The sequence below is a fragment of the Amycolatopsis sp. NPDC034160 genome, from assembly GCF_055575355.1.
The window spans coordinates 91,170-112,501 of the sequence record NZ_JBVISU010000022.1 but is presented as its reverse complement, the minus strand read 5'-3'; the positions used below and the strand labels follow the sequence as shown (position 1 = coordinate 112,501).

Here is a 21,332-nt window from a genome sequence, read left to right as displayed (position 1 = left end):
GGGCCTTGGGCCGAGAGTAGGGGGGGGCCGGGGCCGGGGAGGGGGGGGGGGTGTTTCGGCCCCGTTGTTGGGGGGGGGCGTTTGGGGCAAAACCCCACCCCCCCCCCCACGACCCGTCCGGACCGTCGGCGACGCCGAGTTCGTAAACGGTCGTCTGCCGGTAGGTCTGCCCCGGCCGCAGGACGGTGCTGGGGAAGTCCGGCCGGTTCGGCGAATCGGGGAAATGCTGCGCTTCGAGGGCGAAACCGGCACCGGGGCCGTACGGACGGCCGCCGGTGCCGGTGAGCGCGTCGGTGAGGAAAGCACCCGAATAGAACTGGAGGCCGGGTTCGGTCGTCAACACGGTGAGAACGCGGCCGGACACTGGATCGCAGGCACGCGCGGCGACGCTGAGCGACGTCGTGTCGCTCCGGTTGAGCACCCAGTTGTGGTCGTATCCGTGTCCGGCACGCAGCTGGGGATCGTCCAGGTGGAGGCGGGCGCCGAGCCGGGCCGGACGGCGGAAGTCGAACGGCGTGCCGTCGACCGGTTCTGGGTCACCGGCCGGGATCAGGCCCGGACCGACAGGGGAGAAATGGTCGGCGTTGAGGGTCAGCCAGTGATCGTGGACGTCGCCGGAGCCTTCGCCCGCGAGATTCCAGTAGGTGTGGTTGGTGAGGTTGACGACCGTCGGCGCGTCCGTGGTGGCCTGGTAGCCGATGGTCAGCCGGTTCCGGTTGTCGAGGCTGTAGACCACCTCAGTGGTGAGGGTGCCGGGATAGCCCTGTTCCCCGGCTGGGCTGACGCGGGTGAGCCGGACCCCGGCGGCGTCCGCGTCGGCGAGGTCGGTCGCCGCCCACACCTTGGTGTCGAAGCCTTCGCTGCCGCCGTGCAGGCTGTTCTCGCCGTTGTTCAGCGGGAGCCGGTACTCCTGGCCGTCGAGGGTGAAGCGGCCGCCCGCGACGCGGTTCGCGTAACGACCGATGATGGCGCCGAGGAAGACCCGGGCAGCGTCAGGGCGGTTGTTCGCGACGTAACCGGCGAGGTCCGCGAAGCCGAGGACGACGTTGGCGCTGTGGCCGTCGCGATCGGGCGCGTGCACCGACTGGACGACCCCGCCGTAGGTGAGGATCCGCACGGTGACGCCGTGTTCGTTGGCGAGGACGTACCGGTGCACGTCCTCGCCGTCGACGGTGCCGAGGTGCTCCTTGCCGACGGTGGGGGCCTTCGAAACCACGCTCATTCCCGAGCCTCCGATGTCCGGTTCGCCGGTCGTCGTCCGGCGTGCGCTGTTAACGCTAACACGTTGTGAGTCGGGTTCGGGTGAGTCTGCCGGGGAGGAGTGATCGGCGGGTGATGTCCTTATTGGACGGTGACACGGCCGCATGGGTGACAGCGAAAAGTCACCCCTTGTGCCCGCCTCAGGAAAGCGCTTTCCTGAACTTGCCGGAATTCGGCCGCGGACGCCAGAAATCCTTTGCAGGTTCGGCATGTCCTTACTCACTCGACGGACGCTGTGGAAAGCGGTGTGGTCGCAGGGACGGGTTCCGCGCTGCCGCTGGCGCTTCCTGTTCCGGCCGTGCACGCGGCGGAGCCTGGCGAACCGACCGAGATGCGCTGCCTCGACGGTCGCCCTCCTGGCGAGATGGTCGGGGTGACCTGGGAAGCGCCTTGGCCGAAAGGCCGCTTGCAGCCGGGTTCGCCGTTCGGGCTGCGTAGCCCGGACGGCGTCGAGGTGCCGGTACAGAGCTGGCCCATCGGATACTGGCCTGACGGCTCGCTCAAGTGGAGTGCCCACGCCGTGCCCGCCGGTATCTCGCCCGCCGCGCGGTATCGGCCACCAGACGGCGCGGGAAGATCGTGGGTGTCGACCAACGCGACGGCGTAATACGTGCTGGCCGCGATCCAGTGCCTGGCGCTGGTGGGCGACCGAGTTCCTGGGTAGCACCCGACGGGAAAGCGGTTTCCCGACGAGCGACGGAAGCTGGAGGTGGCCCCAGCACGGGCTGGAAGATGAGCCATTGTCTCGTCGTGTCCGGTCCGCTAACATCGCCGTGACACAGGACCGAATCGTTTCGACAACCCGTTTCCCTCCTTTGGTCACCGATTGATCGCCACCACCTCGAAAATAGCCGGGACAAGTCCCCGGCCATTCGTCGAAGCGCTTCGATTTTCCCGCGATGGAGTCCCCGATGAGCAGAGCAGCTCTCTTCACCCGCCTACGCAGGACGGGAATGTTCGCTATGGCGGTCGCCCTCACCATGGGCCTCGCCTCACCCGTTGTCGCGGACGAGCTGAACGCTTACCCGTTCCGCAATCCCGCGCTGCCGTTGAACACCAGGGTGGACGATCTGGTGAAGCGGTTGACCCTGGCGGAGAAAGTGTCCTTGCTGCACCAGTTCCAACCCGCGATCCCGCGACTCGGCGTCCCCGAGTTCAAAACGGGGACCGAGGCGCTGCACGGCGTCGGCTGGACGACGGAGCGGAAGAACGGCAACGTCGTGACCGCGAACGCCACGGTCTTCCCGCAGGCGATCGGGCTCGCCTCCACCTGGGACCCGGCGTTGATCAAGCAGGTCGGCTCGGTCGTCGGTGACGAGGCGCGCGGCTACCACTCGCAGGACCCGGGATTCTGGGGTCTCCAGCTGTGGGCGCCGGTGGTCAACCTGCTGCGTGATCCGCGATGGGGGCGCAACGAGGAGGGCTACTCGGAAGACCCCTTGCTGACAGGGGCCATTTCGACGGCGTACGGGAAGGGGATGACGGGCGAGCACCCTCAGTACCTGAAGACCGCTCCGGTACTGAAGCACTACTTGGCCAACAACAACGAGATCCGCCGCGACACCACGTCGTCCAACCTGCGCCCGCGGGTGCTGCGTGAATACGACGAGCAGGCGTTCAAACCGGCGATCGCGGCCGACGCGGCGACCGGCGTGATGGGGTCGTACAACCTCGTCAACGGACGGCCGGCGACGGTCAACCCCGATCTCGACGAGGTCGTGCGGAGCTGGACCGACAAGACGCTCTACAACGTCAGCGACGCGTCCGCGCCGTACAACCTGACCGGTTCCGAGCAGTACTTCAAGACCAACGAAGAAGGCTTCTCGGCCGCACTCAAAGCCGGTCTCGACGGCTTCACCGTCGACAACCAGAACCCCGCGCCCACCATCGGGATCATCAACTCCGCGCTGGCCAAGGGACTGCTCGCCGAGTCGGACATCGACAAGGCGGTGAAGCACGTCCTGAGCGTCCGTTTCCGGCTCGGTGACTTCGACCCGGACGGTGGCCCGTACGCCAAGATCGGCAAGGACGTGGTGAACAGCCCGGCGCACCGGCAGCTCGCCCGTAAGTCGGCGGCCGAGGCCATGGTGCTGCTGAAGAACGACCGCGGCGCCCTGCCGCTCGACCCGAAGCGCAGTGTCGCGGTCATCGGGCCGCTGGAGAAGACCCTGTACACCGACTGGTACTCCGGCGGGCTGCCGTACAAGGTGACTCCCGTGGACGGGATCAAAGCACGGCTGGGCGCCGGTGCGAAGGTCACCGACACCGAAGCCGTCGACCGGATCGCCCTGCGCGAAGCCGCCACCGGCAGGTATCTCAGCGGTGGGGCAGGCGACGCCGGCGCGGTACTCAAGGCCGGCGCCACCAGCGTCGGGGCCACGGAACAGTTCGACGCCTTCAACTGGGGCGACGGCGTGCTGACCCTGCGCAGTGTCGCCAACGGGAAGTACGTCGAGCGGCAGAACCTCGCCGACGCCACCAGCCCGTTCCTCAACCAGGCACCGCAGCCGCGTGACTGGTTCGTCCACCAGCAGTTCAAACTGGAGGACGCGGGCGACGGCACGGTCGTGATCAGGTACGCCGGCTACGAGATCCCGAACGCTTGGGACGGGCCGAACAGCTACCTCACCGTCGCCGCCGACGGCACGCTGACCCTGGGCTCGCCGAACGCGGCCGGTGCGACCAAGTTTCGCAAGGAACAGCTCACCTCGGGTATCGACAGCGCGGTGAACGCGGCACGATCGGCCGAAACGGCGGTCGTGGTCGTGGGCAGCATGCCGTTCATCAACGGCCGGGAAGACCACGACCGCACCACGACCGCGCTGGCGGAGACCCAGAGCGAGCTGATCAAGGCCGTGCGCAAGGCGAACCCGAACACCGTCGTGGTGGTCGAGAACAGCTACCCCACGACCTTGAACTGGGAGCAGGACAACATCCCGGCGATCGTGTGGACCTCGCACGCCGGACAGGAGACCGGCAACGCGCTCGCCGACGTGCTGTACGGCGACGTGAACCCGGCCGGTCGGCTCACCCAGACCTGGTACCGCTCGGACTCCGAGCTGCCGGACATCCTCGACTACGACATCATGAAACGCGGCACCACCTACCAGTACTTCAACGGTGACCCGCTCTACTCCTTCGGGCACGGCCTGTCGTACACGAAATTCCGCTACAGCGATCTGCGGCTGGGCAAGGCGGGTCCACAAGGGACGTTCGAGGCGACGGTGAAGGTGACCAACACCGGGAAACGTGCCGGTGACGAGGTGGTGCAGCTCTACACCCACCAGCTCGGCTCCCGGGACCAGCAGCCGAATCAGCAGCTGCGTGCCTTCCAGCGGGTGAACCTCGAGCCGGGGCAGAGCAAGACGGTGCGCCTGTCGGTGCCCGACCTCAGGCATTGGGACGTCACCCGGGGCAAGTGGGTGCTGGAGTCCTCCGTCCACGAGGTGATGGTCGGGGCCTCCGCCACCGACATCCGGCTGCGGTCGGCGCTCCCCGTCCGGGGCGAGCAGATCCCGCCGCGTGATCTGACCAAGGACACCAGGGCGATCGACTTCGACGACTACTCGGGTGTCGAGCTGGTCGACGAAAGCAAGGCCCGCGGGGACGCGGTCGGTGTCGGCGCGGGAGATTGGCTGCGCTTCAGTGACGTGGACTTCCGTTCCGGGGCGAAGACGTTCACGGCCAAGACGGCTCGCGTCCAACCGGGAGCGTCCACTGTGGAAATCCGGCTCGGGAGCCCGCGCGGACGACTGGTGGGCACGGCGCAGATCACCAGCACCGGCGACAAGTACAAGTACTCGACGACCTCCGCGACGGTGTCCGGGCTGAGCGGGCGGCAAGACGTCTACCTCGTCTTCACGTCCGATTCGAGAATCAGCACGTTCTCCTTGCGGTAGCGGTCCCGAAGTGAACGAAGGAGGCGTGCCGTGGTGAGAGTCCGGTTCCAGCTGCTCGTCGGCGCCTTGCTGGCAGGCGTCCTCGCGCCGCTGCCCGCGCAGGCCCTGCCGGGAGCTCCGGCTTGCGGCACGCCTCCGACCCGGGAACGGCAGGCGCTCTGGTACGACCGGCCCGCCACGGAATGGGAAAGCCAGACCCTGCCCATCGGCAACGGCGCGCTCGGCGCCACCGTCTACGGCGGGATCGCGCAGGAGCACCTGCAGTTCAACGAGAAATCGCTGTGGTCCGGTGGTCCCGGCGCCGATCCCGCCTACACGGGCGGCAACTGGGAGTCGCCGCGGCCCACCGCGCTGGCGGAGGCGCGGAAAGCGATCCTGGAGAAAGGACCGCAGCAGCCCGAAGCGATGGCCGCGTTGCTGGGACAGCCCAAACGGGCGTACGGCAGCTACCAGAGTTTCGGCGACGTCTACTTGGCCGGAGCCGAACCGGCCGAGGTCAAGGACTACCGCCGGGAGCTGGACATCTCCCGGGCACTGAGCCGCGTCGGTTACGTCGCCGATGGGGTGCGGTACACGCGGGAGTCGTTCGTGAGCCACCCGGACGGCGTGATCGTCGTCCGGGTGAGCGCGGATCGTCCGGGCGCGGTGTCGTTCACCACGAAGCTCACCTCGCCACACCCGAAGTCGACCGTGTCCGTCTCCAACGGCCGGATGACACTGGCCGGCGAGCTGGCGGACAACGGGATGGCGCTCGAAGCGCAACTACTCGTGCGGAACCAGCGCGGGAGCCGGACCGATTCCGCCGCCGGGGTGGCGGTGTCCGGCGCCGACTCGGTGACCTTGGTGCTGGCCGCGGGCACCGACTACGTCCACCGGTATCCGGACTACGTCGGCCTGCCCCCGCATCGGCGGGTCGGCGCGACGGTCGATGCCGCGGCGCGGAGGTCGTTCGACGACCTGCTCGCCCGGCACGAACGCGACTATCGCGCACTGTACGACCGGGTCACGCTCGACATCGGCCAGCAGACGCCGAATGTGCCGACCGACAAGCTCCTCGCCGCCTACACCGGCGGGGCGGGCGCGGCCGACCGGGCGCTGGAGGTGCTGTTCTTCAACTATGGCAGGTATCTGCTGGTCAGCTCGTCGCGGCCAGGCTCGCTCCCGGCGAACCTGCAGGGAGTCTGGAATCCGTATTCGTCGGCACCGTGGTCGTCCGACTATCACGTCAACATCAATCTTCAGATGAACTACTGGCCCGCCGAGGTCACGAACCTCGGCGAGACCACGCCACCGCTGTTCGAGTTCATCGACCGGCTTCGGCCGCGTGGCAGGGAAACCGCCAAGACCATGTTCGGAGCCGGTGGTTTCGTGCTGCACAACGAAACCAACACCTTCGACTACACCGGCGTCCACGACTGGCCGACCGCGTTCTGGTTCCCCGAATCCGCGGCCTGGTTGTCGAGGCACCTCTGGGAACACTACGAATTCACCCAGGACCGCGCCTTCCTGCGCGAGAAGGCTTACCCGATCCTGCGGGACGCGGCGGCGTTCTGGCTGGACTCACTCGTCGCCGACCCCCGGGACGGGAAACTCGTCGCGGTTCCGTCCTATTCCCCGGAGCACGGCCCGTACACCGCCGGAGCGGCGATGTCGCAGCAGATCGTGTGGGACCTGTTCACCAACGTGCTGGAGGCGGGAGAAGCCCTCGGCGGCGATCGGGCTTTCCGCGCCAGGGTCGCCGCGGCACGGGCGAGACTGGATCCGGGCTTGCGCGTCGGATCATGGGGACAGCTGCAGGAATGGAAAGAGGATCTGGACGACCCCGCCGACACCCACCGGCACGTGTCGCATCTCTACGGGTTGCATCCGGGCAGGCAGATTTCACCACTCAGCACGCCGGAACTCGCCGCGGCCGCGGAGAAATCACTGACCGCGCGCGAAGGGGGCGGAAGTGCGGGCGCACCCGGCTGGAGCCGGGCATGGAAGGCGAATTTCTGGGCTCGGCTGTTGAAGGGCGAATCGGCGTTCGCGGCCTTCCGCGATCAGCTGCGTTTCCAGACGTTGCCGAATTTGTGGGACAACCATCCGCCTTTCCAGATCGACGGCAATTTCGGCGCCACCGCCGCGGTCGCGGAAATGCTGGTGCAGAGCCAGACCGGCACGGTGCATTTGCTCCCGGCGCTGCCCGCGGCCTGGCCTACCGGGCAGGTGAACGGCCTGCGGGCCCGTGGGGCGTTCACCGTGGGCGCCACTTGGCGAGCCGGTCAAGCCGTCGAACTGCGGCTGTGCGCCGATAGGGGAGGACAGGTGTCGGTGAAGAACGACCTGTTCGAGAAGTCGTTCCGGGTCCTGGATGCGCATACGGGCAAGCCCGTCCGGTGGACGCGGACCGGAACCGACACGATCCGGCTGGACACGCGTCCGGGCGGCGCCTATCTCGTCTCGTGAGTGGCGATTCGGGTTATTGAGAAGAAGGCCGAACGTGTCGTGCTTGTGGGCGGCCTGTTCGTCGGGGTGGCGGGCAGTGCGAAGGTGTAACTCGCGTGCTCAGACACGGGACTCGCGTGCCAGGATCCCGCACTCGGGTGTTACGCCTCCAAGCACGCGAGACTCGTCTCTGAGCACGCGAGTGCGGCGCCACGTCACCCAGACCACCATCCCACCCGAACACGCCACGTTTGCCTTACCCCTCAATAGAATCAAGGGTGTCTTAGGTGCCTAGGTGATTTCGGTTGCGATCTTCCGTTGATCAAGCTCGTGCCGATCACGGCCTGTGGACCGGCACTCGGCGCACGCTCCACACCAGTGGGTAAGCAAATACGGGTCCCTCAAAAGAGGAGCCCTTCACGGACTCGGTCATCGCCACGTTTGCCTCACAGCTCCAGCAGTCACACCTTCCCCAGTACATGATGGCCCCCTTCCTTGCGCCTAGCGCAAGGAAGGGGGCCATCAGGTACTTCACGCGAGCAGAGCCGCCGCTCACGACTCAAGCGGCTCTTGACCCTTAAGCCCGCTTCCTGCGACACTTTGTCGAAGCGCTTCGATATCCGGCGCCTATTTCACCGCTATCCGCGCAATGATGCACGGAAGGAAATCCGGCCATGCGTAGTTCAGTACGATCCTTGATGAGCAGTGTCGTTATGGCGTTGGTCGCCACCCTGGTGATCGGGGGTACGGCTCAGGCCGCCACTTGGAGTTCCTCGGACAAGTGGGCGTCCTGGTCCAACAACGGTTATACCGTCCGCAACAACGTCTGGGGCGGCGGTGCCGGCCCACAGTCGATCTGGGCGAACTCCTCGGGCAACTTCGGTGTCTGGGCGAACCACCCGAACACCGGCGGCGTGAAGTCGTATCCGCATTCGGCCAAGAACATCGGCCGCCAGCTGAGCGGGCTGCGGAGCCTTTCCAGCAGTTTCAACGTATCCAGGCCAGGAAACGGCGCCTATGCCACGGCGTACGACATCTGGGCGAACAACAACGCTTACGAGATCATGCTCTGGATGAACAAGCAGGGCGCGGTGGGCGCGATCGGGTCGAAGCAGACCACGGTCTCGGTCGGCGGTCACACGTGGGACGTCTACCGGGGGAGCAATGGTGCCAACGCGGTGTTCTCCTTCCTGCGGACCTCCAACACGAACTCGGGTTCGGTGGACGTGCTGGCCATCATGAACTGGATCAAGAACCGCGGCTGGTACGGCGACGTGACGGTCGGTGAAGTCCAGTTCGGCTTCGAGATCACCTCGTCCAGCGGCGGAATGAACTTCACCTCGAACAGCTATTCCGTTTCCTCGTCCTGATCAGCTCCTGACGGGCATCGGCCGCGTACGGCGTCGGTGCCCGTCAGGGACCAATCCCGTACGGTATCGGTGTCGTCGGCCTGGGAGTGTCTTCATGCGCATGCGTCGAACGGTTGCTGTTCTCGCCATCGCCGCGTCGGTGTTGACCCCGGCGACGGCGGAAGCCGCGCCATCGGATGGGGCCTGGCCGCACGCGATCACGCTGACCGAGTCCTCCCTCCAAGGGGTGCACGGCACGGCTCCCGACGCCACGATCCGCAACGTTCTCACTGTCACCGCGAACGGGGCGGCGCTGCGTATCCGGCTGGGCAACCCGTTCGGCGGCACCCCGCTGGTCGTGCGCTCGGCGTGGGTCGGTTTGCAGCCCGCGACGCATTCGCCCGCGCTGGTGCCCGGGTCGAACCGCCGTACCACGTTCGGGTTCAGGCGGACGGTGACGGTGCCGCCGGGCGGCAGCGTCTGGAGCGACCCGCTGCCGCTGACCGTGCGGTCCGGCGACCACGTCGCGGTGAGTGTGTACGCGCCGGGCTCTCCGATCAACGACCACACCTTCCCGCCGCCGGAGACCGACACTCCCGGTTCGTTCCTGTCCGCCGGGCCCGGTGACGCCGGATCGGACGAGTCGGGGGCCGCGTACGGCGCCTTCTCGCCCGGCAACCTGTGGTGGGTGGACGCCGTCAGCGCCGTCTCCGCCGCGCGCGGCACCATCGTGGCCCTCGGCGATTCGATCACCGATGGCTACAACGCCTTCGGTGGTGGCCCGCGCTGGACCGACGTACTGGCGGCGCGGATCGGGCAACTGCCCCCGGCTCGGCGGCTCTCGGTGGCCAACGCCGGCATCAGCGGGAACACGGTCAGTGTCCAGCCGAACCCGTACGACCCGACCAACCAGTGCTGTGGCCCGCCCGCCCCGTCGCGGCTCGACCGCGATGTGCTTTCGCTCCCCGGCGTGACTCACGTACTGCTTCTGGAGGGCACCAACGACCTCGGCGGCGGCGACCACGCGCCGCCCGCGCCCGCGGCTCAGGTCATCGACGCCATGCGGACCATCGCGGCGAGGGTGCACGCCGCCGGGCTGAAGATGATCGGTGCCACGATCCTGCCGATGTGCAACGCGGCGGGCGGCTCGAAGGAACAGGCCCGGCTCGCGGTCAACGACTGGATCCGCAAGTCCGGGACGTTCGACTCGGTGCTGGACTTCGACGTCGTGCTGCGCGATCCCGTCGCTCCGACGGTGATCCGCGAGGCCTGGCGGAACGACTGCTACCACCCCAACGCGGCGGGCGATCGCGTCCTCGGCGAGTCGATCGACCTGTCGGTGTTCGGCCTGCCCCGGCCCGCCGCGCTCGCGCCGGCCCGTGACCACCGCCTCGCCGGGTAGCGAAGCCACACCTGAGGTAGCCCGTGTGAGGGAGCGAGAGGACGGTTTCACCGCCTCTTGCAGCCGGTTTGTGCTCGCCATCAAACTGTTACCCCGGACGGGCTAACGGCGCCGTATCTTTCGGGCTACCACCTCTGACGGTTAGTACGTAACGGAAGAGGGAGCAGGAAGGAGTCTCGCACCTTTCCCGCGGTCGACGCGGTCGCGGAATCACCCAAAGGTGCGGGCGAGACGAGTCCGGCGAGGCCGGCTTTCGTCAAGGCGCGTCATCGGCGCGGAACCCGGTCTTCACCGGGGTGGCGCGACATCGTGAAAAGTCGCTTGCCGTCATGGCGGCGGATACCTCTTTGTCCATGGTGGACACCTGGGTGCGTGACGCCCGGGTGTTTCCGTCGATGGACCGGCTCGGGAGAACGCGGCAATGAACACTGCCCTCATACGTCTGTCCACAATGGACATAGGAACGGGTTTTGGTCCCCGGTGTCTGTGCTTTCCACCTGCCGGGGGAACGGCTCTCGGTCTGCGCGGGCTCGCTCGTGCCTCGTCCGGTTCCGAAGTGTGGGGTGCGGAGTATCCGGGGCGCGGTGAGCGGCTCGCCATGCCGCCCGCCGGATCGATCGAGGAGCTGGCCGAGGAAATCGCCCGAGAAGCCCTCGATCGCTTCGGCAGGGACGGTCTTTCGCGGACCGTGCTGATCGGATTCAGCATGGGCGCGTTCGTCGCACTCGAAGTGGCCCATCGCCTCTATCGCCGAGGACATCAGGCGCCGTCCGCGTTGGTCGTCGCGGGGGTGTGCGCGCCGCACCGGCGAGCGCGGGGGAGAGCCGCGAGGGTCGGCGCGTTCGAGGCGGCGCGGCTGCTCGGCCGGATCGGCCCGGCCGAGTTCCGGGCCTACGTACTGGATCTCCTTCGCACCGACCTGCGGCTGACCAGCGACTACGCCGGTCCTGCGGAAGCGATGCTGTCCTGCCCGATCATCGCGGTCCGGGGCGAAGACGACCCGGTCTTCGCCGGTGGCGATGACGCCATCCGGGCGTGGCGGGATTGGACGTCCGGGCGGTTCGAGAGCCATGTCGTGTCAGGGGGCCATCTTGGAATGTTGACCGCTGGTCAGGAAGCCGGTTTCTGGGCTTTGGTCGCGGAGACCACGGTCCGGCAAGGAGCCACGCGATGAGTGAGCCATCGCCGTCCGTGGTGGACGGAGGGACACGACAGCTTCCTCAAGGGACCTGGTGCGACTTGTTCGAGCGCCAAGCTCAGCGGGCACCCTCCCGTCGATGCCTGGTCACGGACGAGGTCGCCTGGACATTCCGCGAGCTCGACGTCTGGAGCGACAGGCTCGCCCAGGTACTGCGGGACGCGGGCGCGGTGCCGGGTTCGGTGGTGGCCTGCGGGATGACGCGGTCCGTGCGCGCGGTTCTGGGAGTGCTCGCGACAGCGAAGGCAGGGGCGGCCCATCTGCCGATCGATCCCGTTTCGCCCGCCGCCAGAGTGGACGTGATCCTCGGTGACGCCCGGCCCGCCGTGGTGCTGACGGACGCCGCGAGCCTCGCGCCGCGGGCGGACGTCGTGCTGTCGGACCAGGACTGGAAGGCGGAACTCGCCGGTCGAGACGGGCTGCGGCTGTCCAGAGGCGTCGCAGGTCCGGCGTACATCATCTACACCTCCGGTTCCACGGGCACGCCCAAAGGAGTGATGGTCGGCCACCAAAGCCTGGCCAACCTGTACGGCGAACTCGCCGATCGGTTCTTCCCCGCGAGCCGTGGCCCGCAACGGGTGGCGCACGGTTTGCCGCTGTCCTTCGACGCGTCGTGGAACCCGCTGTCGTGGTTGGCGGGCGGGCACGAACTGCATCTGGTTCCCGATCCGGTCCGGATGGACCCGGAGTCCTATGTGGACTTCGTGCGGGAGCACCGGTTGTCGGTCGTGGAAGCGGTGCCCGCGCAGATGTCGGCACTGCTGGAGGCCGGACTGCTCGACGGCCGGAATCGCCCACGGCTGCTGTTGATGGGCGGAGAGGCCATCGGACAGGAGCTCTGGTCACAGCTGCGGGAAGCCCCGGACGTCACCGCGGTGAACCTCTACGGGCCGACCGAGTGCACGGTGTTCACCACTGCCTGCCGACTCGACGAGCGCGCGACGCCGTCGATCGGGCGGCCCATCGGCAACACCGCCGCGCAGGTGGTCGACGAGGACCTGCGGCCGGTGCCGATCGGGGAGCCCGGCGAGCTGCTGATCAGCGGATCTTGTCTCGCCCTCGGTTACCTCGGGTCGCCGGAGTTGACCGCGGACCGGTTCGTCACCGCGGGAGAACGCCGGTACCGGACGGGCGACCGATGCCGTCTCGCGGTGGACGGCCGGCTGGAATGGCTGGGCAGACTGGACGATCAGGTCAAGATCCGCGGGCATCGGGTCGAACCGGGGGAGACGGAGCACGCGCTGCTCGCGTTGCCCGGCATCCGGCAGGCCGTGGTCCGAGCCGAAGGCGCCGAGCCACGGCTGGTCGCCTACGTCGTGCTCGGCACAGGCACTCTCGCTGAGGTGAGTGAACGGCTGCGGGCGATGTTGCCGACCTATCTGCTGCCCTCCGCCGTGCTCCCGATCGAGGCGATGCCGCTCGGGCCGAACGGGAAGATCGACCGGACCGCCCTCGCGCCACTCGCCCCGGCACCGAGTGCGAGCGTGCTGACCTCCGCGCAGGAACTCGTCGCCGCCGCGTTCCGTGCCCAACTGGAGATTCCGGCGGTCGACGCGGACAGCGACTTCTTCGCCCTCGGCGGTCACAGCCTTTCCGCCGCGGCGCTCGCCGCACGGCTGCGGGCGCGCGGAGTGCCGTGTTCGCTGCGGGACGTATTGCTGCGCCGCACGGTCGCCCGGCTCGCCGAACTCGTCCCCACCCTTATGAAAGGAGAGTCGCCATGGACGACTACGACGTGATCGTGGTGGGCGGCGGACCGGGCGGCTCCACCGTCGCCGGGCTCACCGCCGCGGAAGGTCACCGAGTGCTGCTGCTGGACAAGGACGTCTTCCCGCGCTACCAGATCGGGGAATCCCTGCTGCCCGCCACGATCCACGGGATCTGCGCCATGCTCGGACTGCGCGACGAGATCGAGCGGGCGGGCTTCGTCCGCAAAGGTGGTGGCACCTTCAAATGGGGTACCAGCGCCGAACCGTGGACGTTCTCCTTCGCCGCTTCCGACCGGATGGCGGGGCCCACGTCGTACGCGTACCAGGTCGAGCGCAGCCGGTTCGACCTGCTGTTGCTCGACGGCGCACGCCGTCTCGGTGCCGAAGTCCGGCAAGGACACCGGGCACTCGGCACGATCCGCGAGGGCGGCCGGATCGCCGGCGTCCGCTACGCCGACGACACCGGACGCGAGCGGCTGGCGACGGCCGGATTCGTCGTGGACGCCTCGGGGCACCGCAGCAGGCTCCATCACGACGTCGGCGGTGCCCGCGAGTATTCGCCGCATTTCCGGAATCTGGCGCTGTTCGGGTACTTCGAGGGCGGCCATCGGATGCCCGCGCCCCACGCCGGGAACATCCTGTGCGCGTCGTTCGCCGACGGCTGGTTCTGGTACATCCCGCTTTCGGACACCTTGACCAGCGTCGGAGCCGTCGTCAAACACGAATCGGCGGACAGGGTGCAGGGCGATCCCGACGTGGCTTACGCCTCGCTGATCGATGATTGCCCACTCATCGCCGAGTTCCTCCGCGACGCTCGCCGCGCGACCGAACCACCTTACGACCGGCTCCGGGTGCGGAAGGACTACTCCTACGACCGGACCGTCTTGTGGTGCCCCGGAATGGTCCTCGTCGGGGACGCCGCGTGCTTCATCGACCCGGTGTTCTCCTCGGGTGTGCACCTGGCGACCTACAGCGCGCTACTGGCCGCCCGGTCGATCAACAGCACCTTGTCCGGTCTTGTCGAGGAGAGCCGCTGCTTCACTGAGTTCGAAGCCCGCTATCGTCGGGAATTCGCGCTGTTCCGGGATTTCCTAGCCACCTTCTACGAGCTGGACACCGCCGAAGACGAATACTTCCGGCACGCGCGGCGACTCACCGGCCAGCACGGTGCCGCCGACGAAGCCTTCGCCGACCTCGTCGGGGGAGTGTCCTCACAGGACTTCTCCCGCAGGATGTTCGGCGACGTGCTCGCCGAAGGAGTGCAACTGCAGTTGCGCGGGCTGCTCGGCGACGCCGCGGGCGACGAACCACCGATGTTCCCCGGCGGACTCGTCCCCACCGCGGACGGCAGGCGATGGCGGGTGCCCGATGCCTGACCTCGCGCTGCTGCTCGCGGCGCTCGCCGTACTGCTGAGTCTGGCCCGGTGCTTCGGCTGGGTCTTCACCAGGATCGGGCAACCGGCCGTCCTCGGGGAGATCATCTGCGGCCTCGCCGTCGGCGTCGCCCTGCGATCCGGGCCAGGTCTGCCCGGCGGTGTCGACACGACGCTGGACGCCCTCGCTCAGCTGGGCCTTGTCCTGTTCCTGTTCGGTGTCGGCGCCCACCTCGCGCCGTCGATGACCGCGAAACGGATCAAGACAGCCTCCGTCCCGGCACTCGGCGCGACCGTCGTCCCGCTCGTCCTCGGAGCCTTGCTGGCGCTCGTGCTCGCCGACCGGCACGCTCCAGCCGGGGTCACGCCGTTCGTCCTGTTCACCGCGCTGGCGCTGGCGGTGACCGCCTTTCCCGTGCTGGCCCGGATCCTGGCCGAACGGCGGATGCTGGACGACTCCCGCGGCCGGTGCGCGCTCACCGCCGCGGCGATCACCGACGCCACCGCGTGGACGGCGCTCGCCTTCGTCGCCGCGTCGGTCCACAATGGAGCGCGAGTTTGGCCGCTCCTGGCGACTGTTCCGTTCGTGCTGGGACTGTTCCTCCTCTCGCGGCCGTGGTTCGGGCAGGCGACGGCGCGCCTGTCCGGGCCGACGGCGGCCGTGGCCATGGTCGCCGTCGCCTGCGCGGGGGCCGCGGTGACCGACTCGATCGGCCTGCACGCGGCAATCGGCGCGTTTCTCGTCGGTGCGGCCGTCGGCCGGTCGGGGTCCCGGCACGACCCCGCCGCCCTGATCACCCCCGCCGCGTCCCTGCTGGTGCCGTTGTACTTCGTCCTCATCGGACGGAAGATCGACCTCGGTGACCTCGACGGCGCCCTGTTCGCCGAAATCCTCGCCGTCATCGCGGTCGCGGTCGTCGCGAAAGGCGGCGGCGCGTATCTAGGCGCCCGGCTCGCCGGACAACCACCCCGGGCGGCCGCGGTCTTCGCGACCTTGATGAACACCCGAGGCGTTACCGAACTCGTCTTCCTCAGCATCGGGCTCGGCCTCGGCGTCATCGACAGCGCGTTCTACACCGCGATGGTCGTCATGGCCCTCGTCACGACCGCCATGACCGGCCCCATCCTCAACCATCTCGAACGAAACAAGGTGACCCGAGATGCCTGACCACCCAGCGGAACCGTGGCGGATCAAGATGGTCGAACCGATCCACGCGCACACCCGTGACCATCGCGAGCGGGCACTCCGGTCCGCCGGCTGGAATCCTTGCCTGCTCCGCTCCGAAGACGTCTACATCGACCTGTTCACCGACTCCGGCACCAACGCCATGTCCGACAGGCAGTGGTCGGCCCTCATGCGCGGCGACGAAGCCTATGCCGGCGCCCAGAGCTTCTACGTCTTCGAAGAAGCCGTCCGCAGCCACTACGGCTACGAACACGTCATCCCCGTCCACCAAGGCCGCGGCGGTGAGAACATCCTTTCCCGCTGCCTCATCCGCCCGGGCACCCACGTTCCCGGCAACATGTACTTTCCGAGCACCCGCGCCCACCAGGAACTCAACGGCGCCACCTTCCACGACGTCATCGTCGACGAAGCACACGACGCGGGCGGCGAACACCCGTTCAAGGGCAACGTCGACCTCGCCAAGCTGCGGGCCGTCATCGCCGAACACGGCGCCGCCATCCCCTACGTCTCGCTCGCCGCGACCGTGAACATGGCCGGTGGTCAACCCATCAGCGTCGCCAATCTCACCGAGACCTGCGAACTCGCCCACGCGAGCGGGATATCCGTCTTCCTCGACACCGCCCGCGCCGTCGAAAACGCCTGGTTCGTCAAACAGCGTGAACCCGGCTGGGCGGACCGCTCGATCGCGGACATCCTGCTCGCCCTCTGCGCCCCCACCGACGGGGCCGTCATGTCGGCCAAAAAGGACTGTCTCGCCAACATCGGCGGCTGGATCGCGTTGCGCGACCCCGGCCTCGCCGAACAAGCACGCGGCCTGGTCCTGCTCTACGAAGGCCTCCACACCTATGGCGGCATGGCAGGCCGCGACATGGAAGCCATCGCACAGGGCATCGCCGAATCCGTTACCGAACAACACATCCGGGCGCGCATCGCCCAGGTCGAGTATCTCGGCCACCGGCTCGACACCGCAGGGGTCCCGATCGTGCACCCCATCGGCGGCCACTGCGTCTGTATCGACGCCACCGCCGTCCTCGCCCACCTGCCCCGCACGGCTCTGCCGGGCCAGACCCTCGCGGCCGCCGTCTACCTCGAGGGTGGGGTCCGCGGCGTCGAACGCGGCACCGTATCAGCCGGACGCGACCCGGCCACCGGCGAGAACCGTTACCCGCCACTGGAATTTCTCCGGCTCGCCCTTCCACGGCGCGTCTACACCCAAAGCCACATCGACCACGTCGCCGACACCGTCATCCGTGTCCACCGGCACCGTGACCGCATCACCCGCGGTCTCACGTTCATCCACGAACCAGCCCACCTCCGGTTCTTTCAAGCCCGCTTCGCGCCTACTGAGGGCACGAGCGTTTACGGCAGCTGAAGGGGGAAGGAACTGAGGCCGCACAAGGGGAAGGAGATCGTGTCGCGAACGCCACTTTGGCGACATTGAGGGGTAAGGCAAAGGTGTCGTGTTGCGTGCGACGTCGGCTCGCGCCGTGGCCTGATGTCCCCAATGTGGCATTGGGGACGCTGACTGTCTCCAATGCCACATTGGGGACATGCCCGCCTCCCGATTGCGTGCTCACACCGCCAGGGGTGACCAGTCTCCCTCGGCCCTCAACGAGGTGTCGCGAAAGCCGCTTCCGCAACACCGAGCCTGACCCCAGGGCATGCCAACTTGCCTATGCGGTGCGTGTTCTCGCGAAGGCGGCGCCCGCTGCTCGTGTCGCGAAAGCCACTTTCAGGACACGTGATGTCCCGAAAGTGGCTTTCGCGACACCTACGGGACGCCACCGCCCAGTGTCGAAGCCTCATGCCCGACATCTCACAGGTCTCCCGAACAGGACACCTTTGCCTTACCCCTCAATAACCCCGCATTAGCACTCGCGATCCAGTCGGGAGCCGGGTCGAGCCTCTCGAGTGAGCCCGTCCCCTTATGGCAGCGGCATCGGCCGACGCGCTCACTTCACCGGGCAGACGGAGCGGACAACGTGAGTACCTCCGCCTGCGGTGCCGCGCAGCAGCCGCTGCTCGTCGTCGCTTCGGCCGGTTCGTCGAACAGGCCCGAACCGCCGCAGACCCCGGTCTCGGTCATGCGCAGTTCGACGCGGGCGGCGGCCTCGTGGTCTCCGGCGAGCTGGGCGGCGATGCTGCGGACCTGCTCGTAGCCGGTCATGGCCAGGAACGTCGGCGCCCGGCCGTAACTTTTCATCCCCGCGAGGTAAAAGTCCTTCTCCGGATGCGCGAGTTCCTTCGCGCCGTGCGGATACACGGTGCCGCACGAGTGCACGTTCGGGTCGATCAGCGGTGCGAGCGCGACCGGCGCCTGTAGCGTCGCGTCCAGGCCGAGGCGGATTTCGGAGAGCCAGGTCAGATCGGGACGGAATCCGGACAGGGTCACGACTTCGTCCACCTGCTCGATCCGCTGCCCGGCGGACGAGATCAGGGACAGCGGTCCGTCACCGTCACGTTCGACCGCCTCGGTGCGGAATCCGGTCACCACCCTGATCTGCCCGGAGTCCACGGCCTCCTTGGCGCGCAGCCCGAGTGCGCCCCGGGCGGGGAGCTGGTCTGCCTCGCCGCCGCCGAAGGTGTTGCCCACCGCGCCGCGCCGCAGGACCCAGCTGACCCGCGTGTCGTCGTTCGCCAGTCCGGACAGCGCCACCAACGCGGTCAACGCCGAATGGCCGCTTCCCGCGACCACCACGTGCTTGCCCGCGTACCGTGCCCGCACCACCTCGTCGCCCAGATTCGGGACCCGGTAAGCGATCCGGTCCGACGCGGCGTGTTCTCCCACCGCCGGAAGTCCTTCGCCGCCCAGTGGATTCGGGGTCGACCAGGTGCCGGACGCGTCGATCACCGCCCGGACGACCACTCGCTCCTCGGAGCCGTCCGCGGAACGAACGTGCACCGTGAACGGCTCGTCGTCGCGACCGCTGTCGACGACCCTGTCCCGTCCCCGGCGTGCTACTCCGATCACTTCGGCGCCGAACCGCACCCGGTCGGCGAGTGCCTCGGCCAGCGGCCGCAGATACAGCTCGGCCCAGTCCGAGCCCGTCGGGTATGCCTCGTTGTCGGGCCGCTTCCAGCCGGTCGGCTCCAGCAGCCGCCCGGCGGCGGGGGCGACGAGTTCGGACCACGGCGAGAACAACCGCACGTGATTCCACTCCGCCACGTCCGCGCCCGCCCGCGCGCCTCGTTCCAGCACCAGCGGTTCGAGGCCCCGCTCCAACAGTTCGGCGGCCGCCGCCAGCCCCACCGGACCGGCCCCGATCACCACGACAGGCAGCTCGTTCATCCCCATGCACCTTTCATCGATCCACCTCGATTAAGTCGATGCGACGGACTGTATCGATCGGCGTCGATTGACGCAACCATCGATTCGGGTCGATACTGTGCGGTATGACCACGGTTGTGCCCGTTCCCCTCGCCGGTCTCCTCCCCGAGCGCGAAGCCGCGACCTACGCGGGATGGTTCGCCTGCCTCGCCGAACCGACGCGGGTCAAACTGCTGCACGCCGTCGCGACCTCGCCCCGAGGGCTGACCGTCGGCGCGCTGACCGAGATCCTCGGGACCAGCCAATCCACCTGTTCCCACCACGTCCGCAAACTGGCGGAGGTCGGTTTCCTGCACTTGCGCAAAGAGGGCACGGCCACGGTCGTGACGATCAACCAGGCCTGCTGCAGCGGGCTCCCGCACGCCGCCGACGCGGTCATGGGCCTGCTCGCGCCGCGTCCGTGCTGCCCGGACAACCTGCCGGCCGACGTCACCATTCGCGACCTTCACGATGACGACCGGGACGCGATCCACCGGCTCTGCGGCGAAGCGCTCGACAGGCAAGGACTGCCCGGACATCGCTGGGTCGCCGAACTCGATGGCGAGGTCGTCGGCTGGACCGCCGCCGTCCCGGTCTCGGCAGGCGAGTGGTACCAGGGTGTCGCCGAGACTTCGGTGTACGTCGGCGAAGACCACCGCGGCCGAGGGGTGGGGAAAGCCTTGCTGTTCAAACAGGTCACCGAAGCCGACGCCGCCGGGCTCTGGACGCTTCAGACTTCGGTCTTCACCGACGATCGCGCCGGTATCGCCCTGCACCGAAGTGCGGGCTACCGCACCGTCGGCATCCGCGAACGCGTCGCGCGGCTCGACGGCGTTTGGCACGACGCCGTCTTCCTTGAACGCCGCAGCCCGGTCAACTAGCTCCGGCGTGGGCCAGGTCCCGTGGCGGCGGGACCCGGCGCTTTACGCGGTGACGAGCGAGAGGCCGTAGGTCTGCAGGATCTCGTTCACCGGCTGGAACCAGGTTTCCCCGCCGGATCCGCAGTTCCCCCAGCCGCCCGAGGTGACTCCCTGTGCCTGGTCACCGGTGATGAAGGAGCCGCCGGAATCGCCGGGTTCCGCGCAGACATTGGTGCGGGTCATCTGGTGGACGGCGCCCTGCGCGTAGTTGACGGTCTCGTTGTGCCCCAGCACGGTCCCGCAGTGCCAGTGCGTCGTCGAACCCGACCGGCACACCGAAGTGCCGACCGGCGCGACCCACGATCCTCGGACCAGTGCGTCGCTCACCGTGCCCCAGCCGAGGACGACCGGCGCGGTCCACCAGCCGTTGCCGATCCGGATGAACGAATAGTCGTTGCCGGGGAACGAAGAACCGGAGAAGCTGCCCATCGCCGAGCCGTCCCAGCCCACGACCGGGCTGCCGACGCCGCCGCAGTGGCCGGCGCTGACGAAGCCACCGTGGACGGAGAAGCCGATCGAGCAGCGGGTGTTCCCGTTGATGTAGTAGGGATCCCCGCCGACGGTGCCTGCCGCGAACGGGGTGGGCGCCGGTGCCGTGACGACGGTGATCGGTCCGGAGTTCCTTGCTGTGGCGAGGAAATCTTCGAGTGCGTCACCGTGCGCGCCGGGACGTACGGCGACCACGACGGTGCCAGTGTGCACATCGGTGCGCCAGCCGCTGACGGCCGCGGGAGCGGGTTTGGTCTTGACCGACGAGTCGATCGCGGCCTTGGCGGCGTCGAGTTTCGCCGCGCTGATCGCGACAGTGGCCGGTTCGGCACCGGCCCGCCGGACGGCGGCCGCGGCCGCGGGGTCGGTCACCCCGACGACGAGCTTGCCGCGCGCCGGGTCGAACCAGGCGCCGCCGAAGGCCGCGCCCGCGGCGTCCCGGGCGGCGGGCATGACGCGCGTGGCGGTCATTTCCTGGGCGAGCCGCGTTTCGGCCTGTGCGGCGGTAAGCCTCAGGTCCCGCTGCATGGCGGCGATCAGTCCGGGGGACGCCAGTGCGACGGGTGCGAGGGCGGCGGCCGTGAGGCTCGCGGTCAGGACGGCGGCGCCGCCGAGTGCCAGGGCGATTCTTCGACGCATGGAGGACTCCTTCAAGGTCGGGGGAAAGAAACACACTGCCCGCCGAGTGTGCGTCCCGGGTACGGAGTGAGTCGAGAATTGTCCGGTCTTCTGTCTGAATCCCTTGTCCGCCAACATCGAAGAAAGTTTTTCACTGGCTTCACGGCGACAGTGGCGACAACATTCGGCTCATCC

14 protein-coding genes are annotated in these 21,332 nt (G+C 68.2%); 11 read left to right on the top strand and 3 right to left on the bottom strand.

From position 1 onward, the window contains the following. The coding region (locus ACZ54P_RS33015; RefSeq protein WP_465465520.1) for an aldose epimerase family protein at positions 1–1,222 on the bottom strand (1,222 nt) is incomplete at its 3' end. Positions 1,223–1,507: 285 nt separating this feature from the next. Here ACZ54P_RS33015 and ACZ54P_RS33010 point away from each other — a divergent pair. The 10 genes from ACZ54P_RS33010 (at position 1,508) to ACZ54P_RS32965 (ending at position 17,175) form a co-directional block, all read left to right on the top strand. After that, positions 1,508–1,867: an RIFT barrel domain-containing protein gene (locus ACZ54P_RS33010; protein ID WP_465465519.1), complete on the top strand. Its 360-nt coding sequence runs from the start codon at positions 1,508–1,510 to the stop codon at positions 1,865–1,867. A gap of 304 nt (positions 1,868–2,171) precedes the next feature. Continuing rightward, complete coding sequence (locus ACZ54P_RS33005; RefSeq protein WP_465465518.1) at positions 2,172–5,159, top strand: glycoside hydrolase family 3 C-terminal domain-containing protein; 2,988 nt, start codon at positions 2,172–2,174, stop codon at positions 5,157–5,159. A gap of 30 nt (positions 5,160–5,189) precedes the next feature. After that, a complete protein-coding gene (locus ACZ54P_RS33000) occupies positions 5,190–7,607 on the top strand; it encodes a glycoside hydrolase family 95 protein (protein ID WP_465465517.1) in 2,418 nt (805 codons plus the stop codon). 653 nt (positions 7,608–8,260) lie between these two features. After that, positions 8,261–8,956: a glycoside hydrolase family 12 protein gene (locus tag ACZ54P_RS32995; RefSeq protein WP_465465516.1), complete on the top strand. Its 696-nt coding sequence runs from the start codon at positions 8,261–8,263 to the stop codon at positions 8,954–8,956. Positions 8,957–9,050: 94 nt separating this feature from the next. Further along, positions 9,051–10,337 carry a GDSL-type esterase/lipase family protein gene (locus tag ACZ54P_RS32990; protein WP_465465515.1) on the top strand — a complete coding sequence of 429 codons (1,287 nt, stop codon included), beginning with the start codon at positions 9,051–9,053 and terminating at the stop codon, positions 10,335–10,337. Between the two features lie 421 nt (positions 10,338–10,758). Further along, a complete protein-coding gene (locus ACZ54P_RS32985) occupies positions 10,759–11,511 on the top strand; it encodes a thioesterase II family protein (protein ID WP_465465514.1) in 753 nt (250 codons plus the stop codon). After that, a complete protein-coding gene (locus ACZ54P_RS32980; RefSeq protein WP_465465513.1) occupies positions 11,508–13,274 on the top strand; it encodes an amino acid adenylation domain-containing protein in 1,767 nt (588 codons plus the stop codon). Before ACZ54P_RS32985 ends, ACZ54P_RS32980 begins: the two co-directional genes overlap by 4 nt. Further along, positions 13,256–14,620 (top strand): tryptophan 7-halogenase, encoded by a 1,365-nt coding sequence (locus ACZ54P_RS32975; RefSeq protein ID WP_465465512.1) that lies wholly within the window; start codon positions 13,256–13,258, stop codon positions 14,618–14,620. The genes ACZ54P_RS32980 and ACZ54P_RS32975 overlap by 19 nt, the downstream gene beginning before the upstream one ends. After that, positions 14,613–15,785 (top strand): cation:proton antiporter, encoded by a 1,173-nt coding sequence (locus ACZ54P_RS32970; RefSeq protein WP_465465511.1) that lies wholly within the window; start codon positions 14,613–14,615, stop codon positions 15,783–15,785. Before ACZ54P_RS32975 ends, ACZ54P_RS32970 begins: the two co-directional genes overlap by 8 nt. Beyond that, the gene (locus ACZ54P_RS32965; RefSeq protein ID WP_465465510.1) at positions 15,778–17,175 is read left to right on the top strand and encodes a tryptophanase; all 1,398 of its coding nucleotides are present in this window, start codon (positions 15,778–15,780) and stop codon (positions 17,173–17,175) included. Before ACZ54P_RS32970 ends, ACZ54P_RS32965 begins: the two co-directional genes overlap by 8 nt. A gap of 585 nt (positions 17,176–17,760) precedes the next feature. On the opposite strand, the gene ACZ54P_RS32960 is transcribed toward ACZ54P_RS32965, so the two are convergent. Next, positions 17,761–19,092 carry an FAD-dependent oxidoreductase gene (locus tag ACZ54P_RS32960; RefSeq protein WP_465465509.1) on the bottom strand — a complete coding sequence of 444 codons (1,332 nt, stop codon included), beginning with the start codon at positions 19,090–19,092 and terminating at the stop codon, positions 17,761–17,763. Between the two features lie 104 nt (positions 19,093–19,196). Here ACZ54P_RS32960 and ACZ54P_RS32955 point away from each other — a divergent pair, with 104 nt between their 5' ends. Then, a complete protein-coding gene (locus ACZ54P_RS32955) occupies positions 19,197–19,991 on the top strand; it encodes a helix-turn-helix domain-containing GNAT family N-acetyltransferase (protein WP_465465508.1) in 795 nt (264 codons plus the stop codon). Between the two features lie 42 nt (positions 19,992–20,033). Here ACZ54P_RS32955 and ACZ54P_RS32950 read toward each other — a convergent pair whose 3' ends face one another. After that, complete coding sequence (locus ACZ54P_RS32950) at positions 20,034–21,158, bottom strand: S1 family peptidase (protein WP_465465507.1); 1,125 nt, start codon at positions 21,156–21,158, stop codon at positions 20,034–20,036. Between the last annotated feature and the right edge of the window lie 174 nt (positions 21,159–21,332).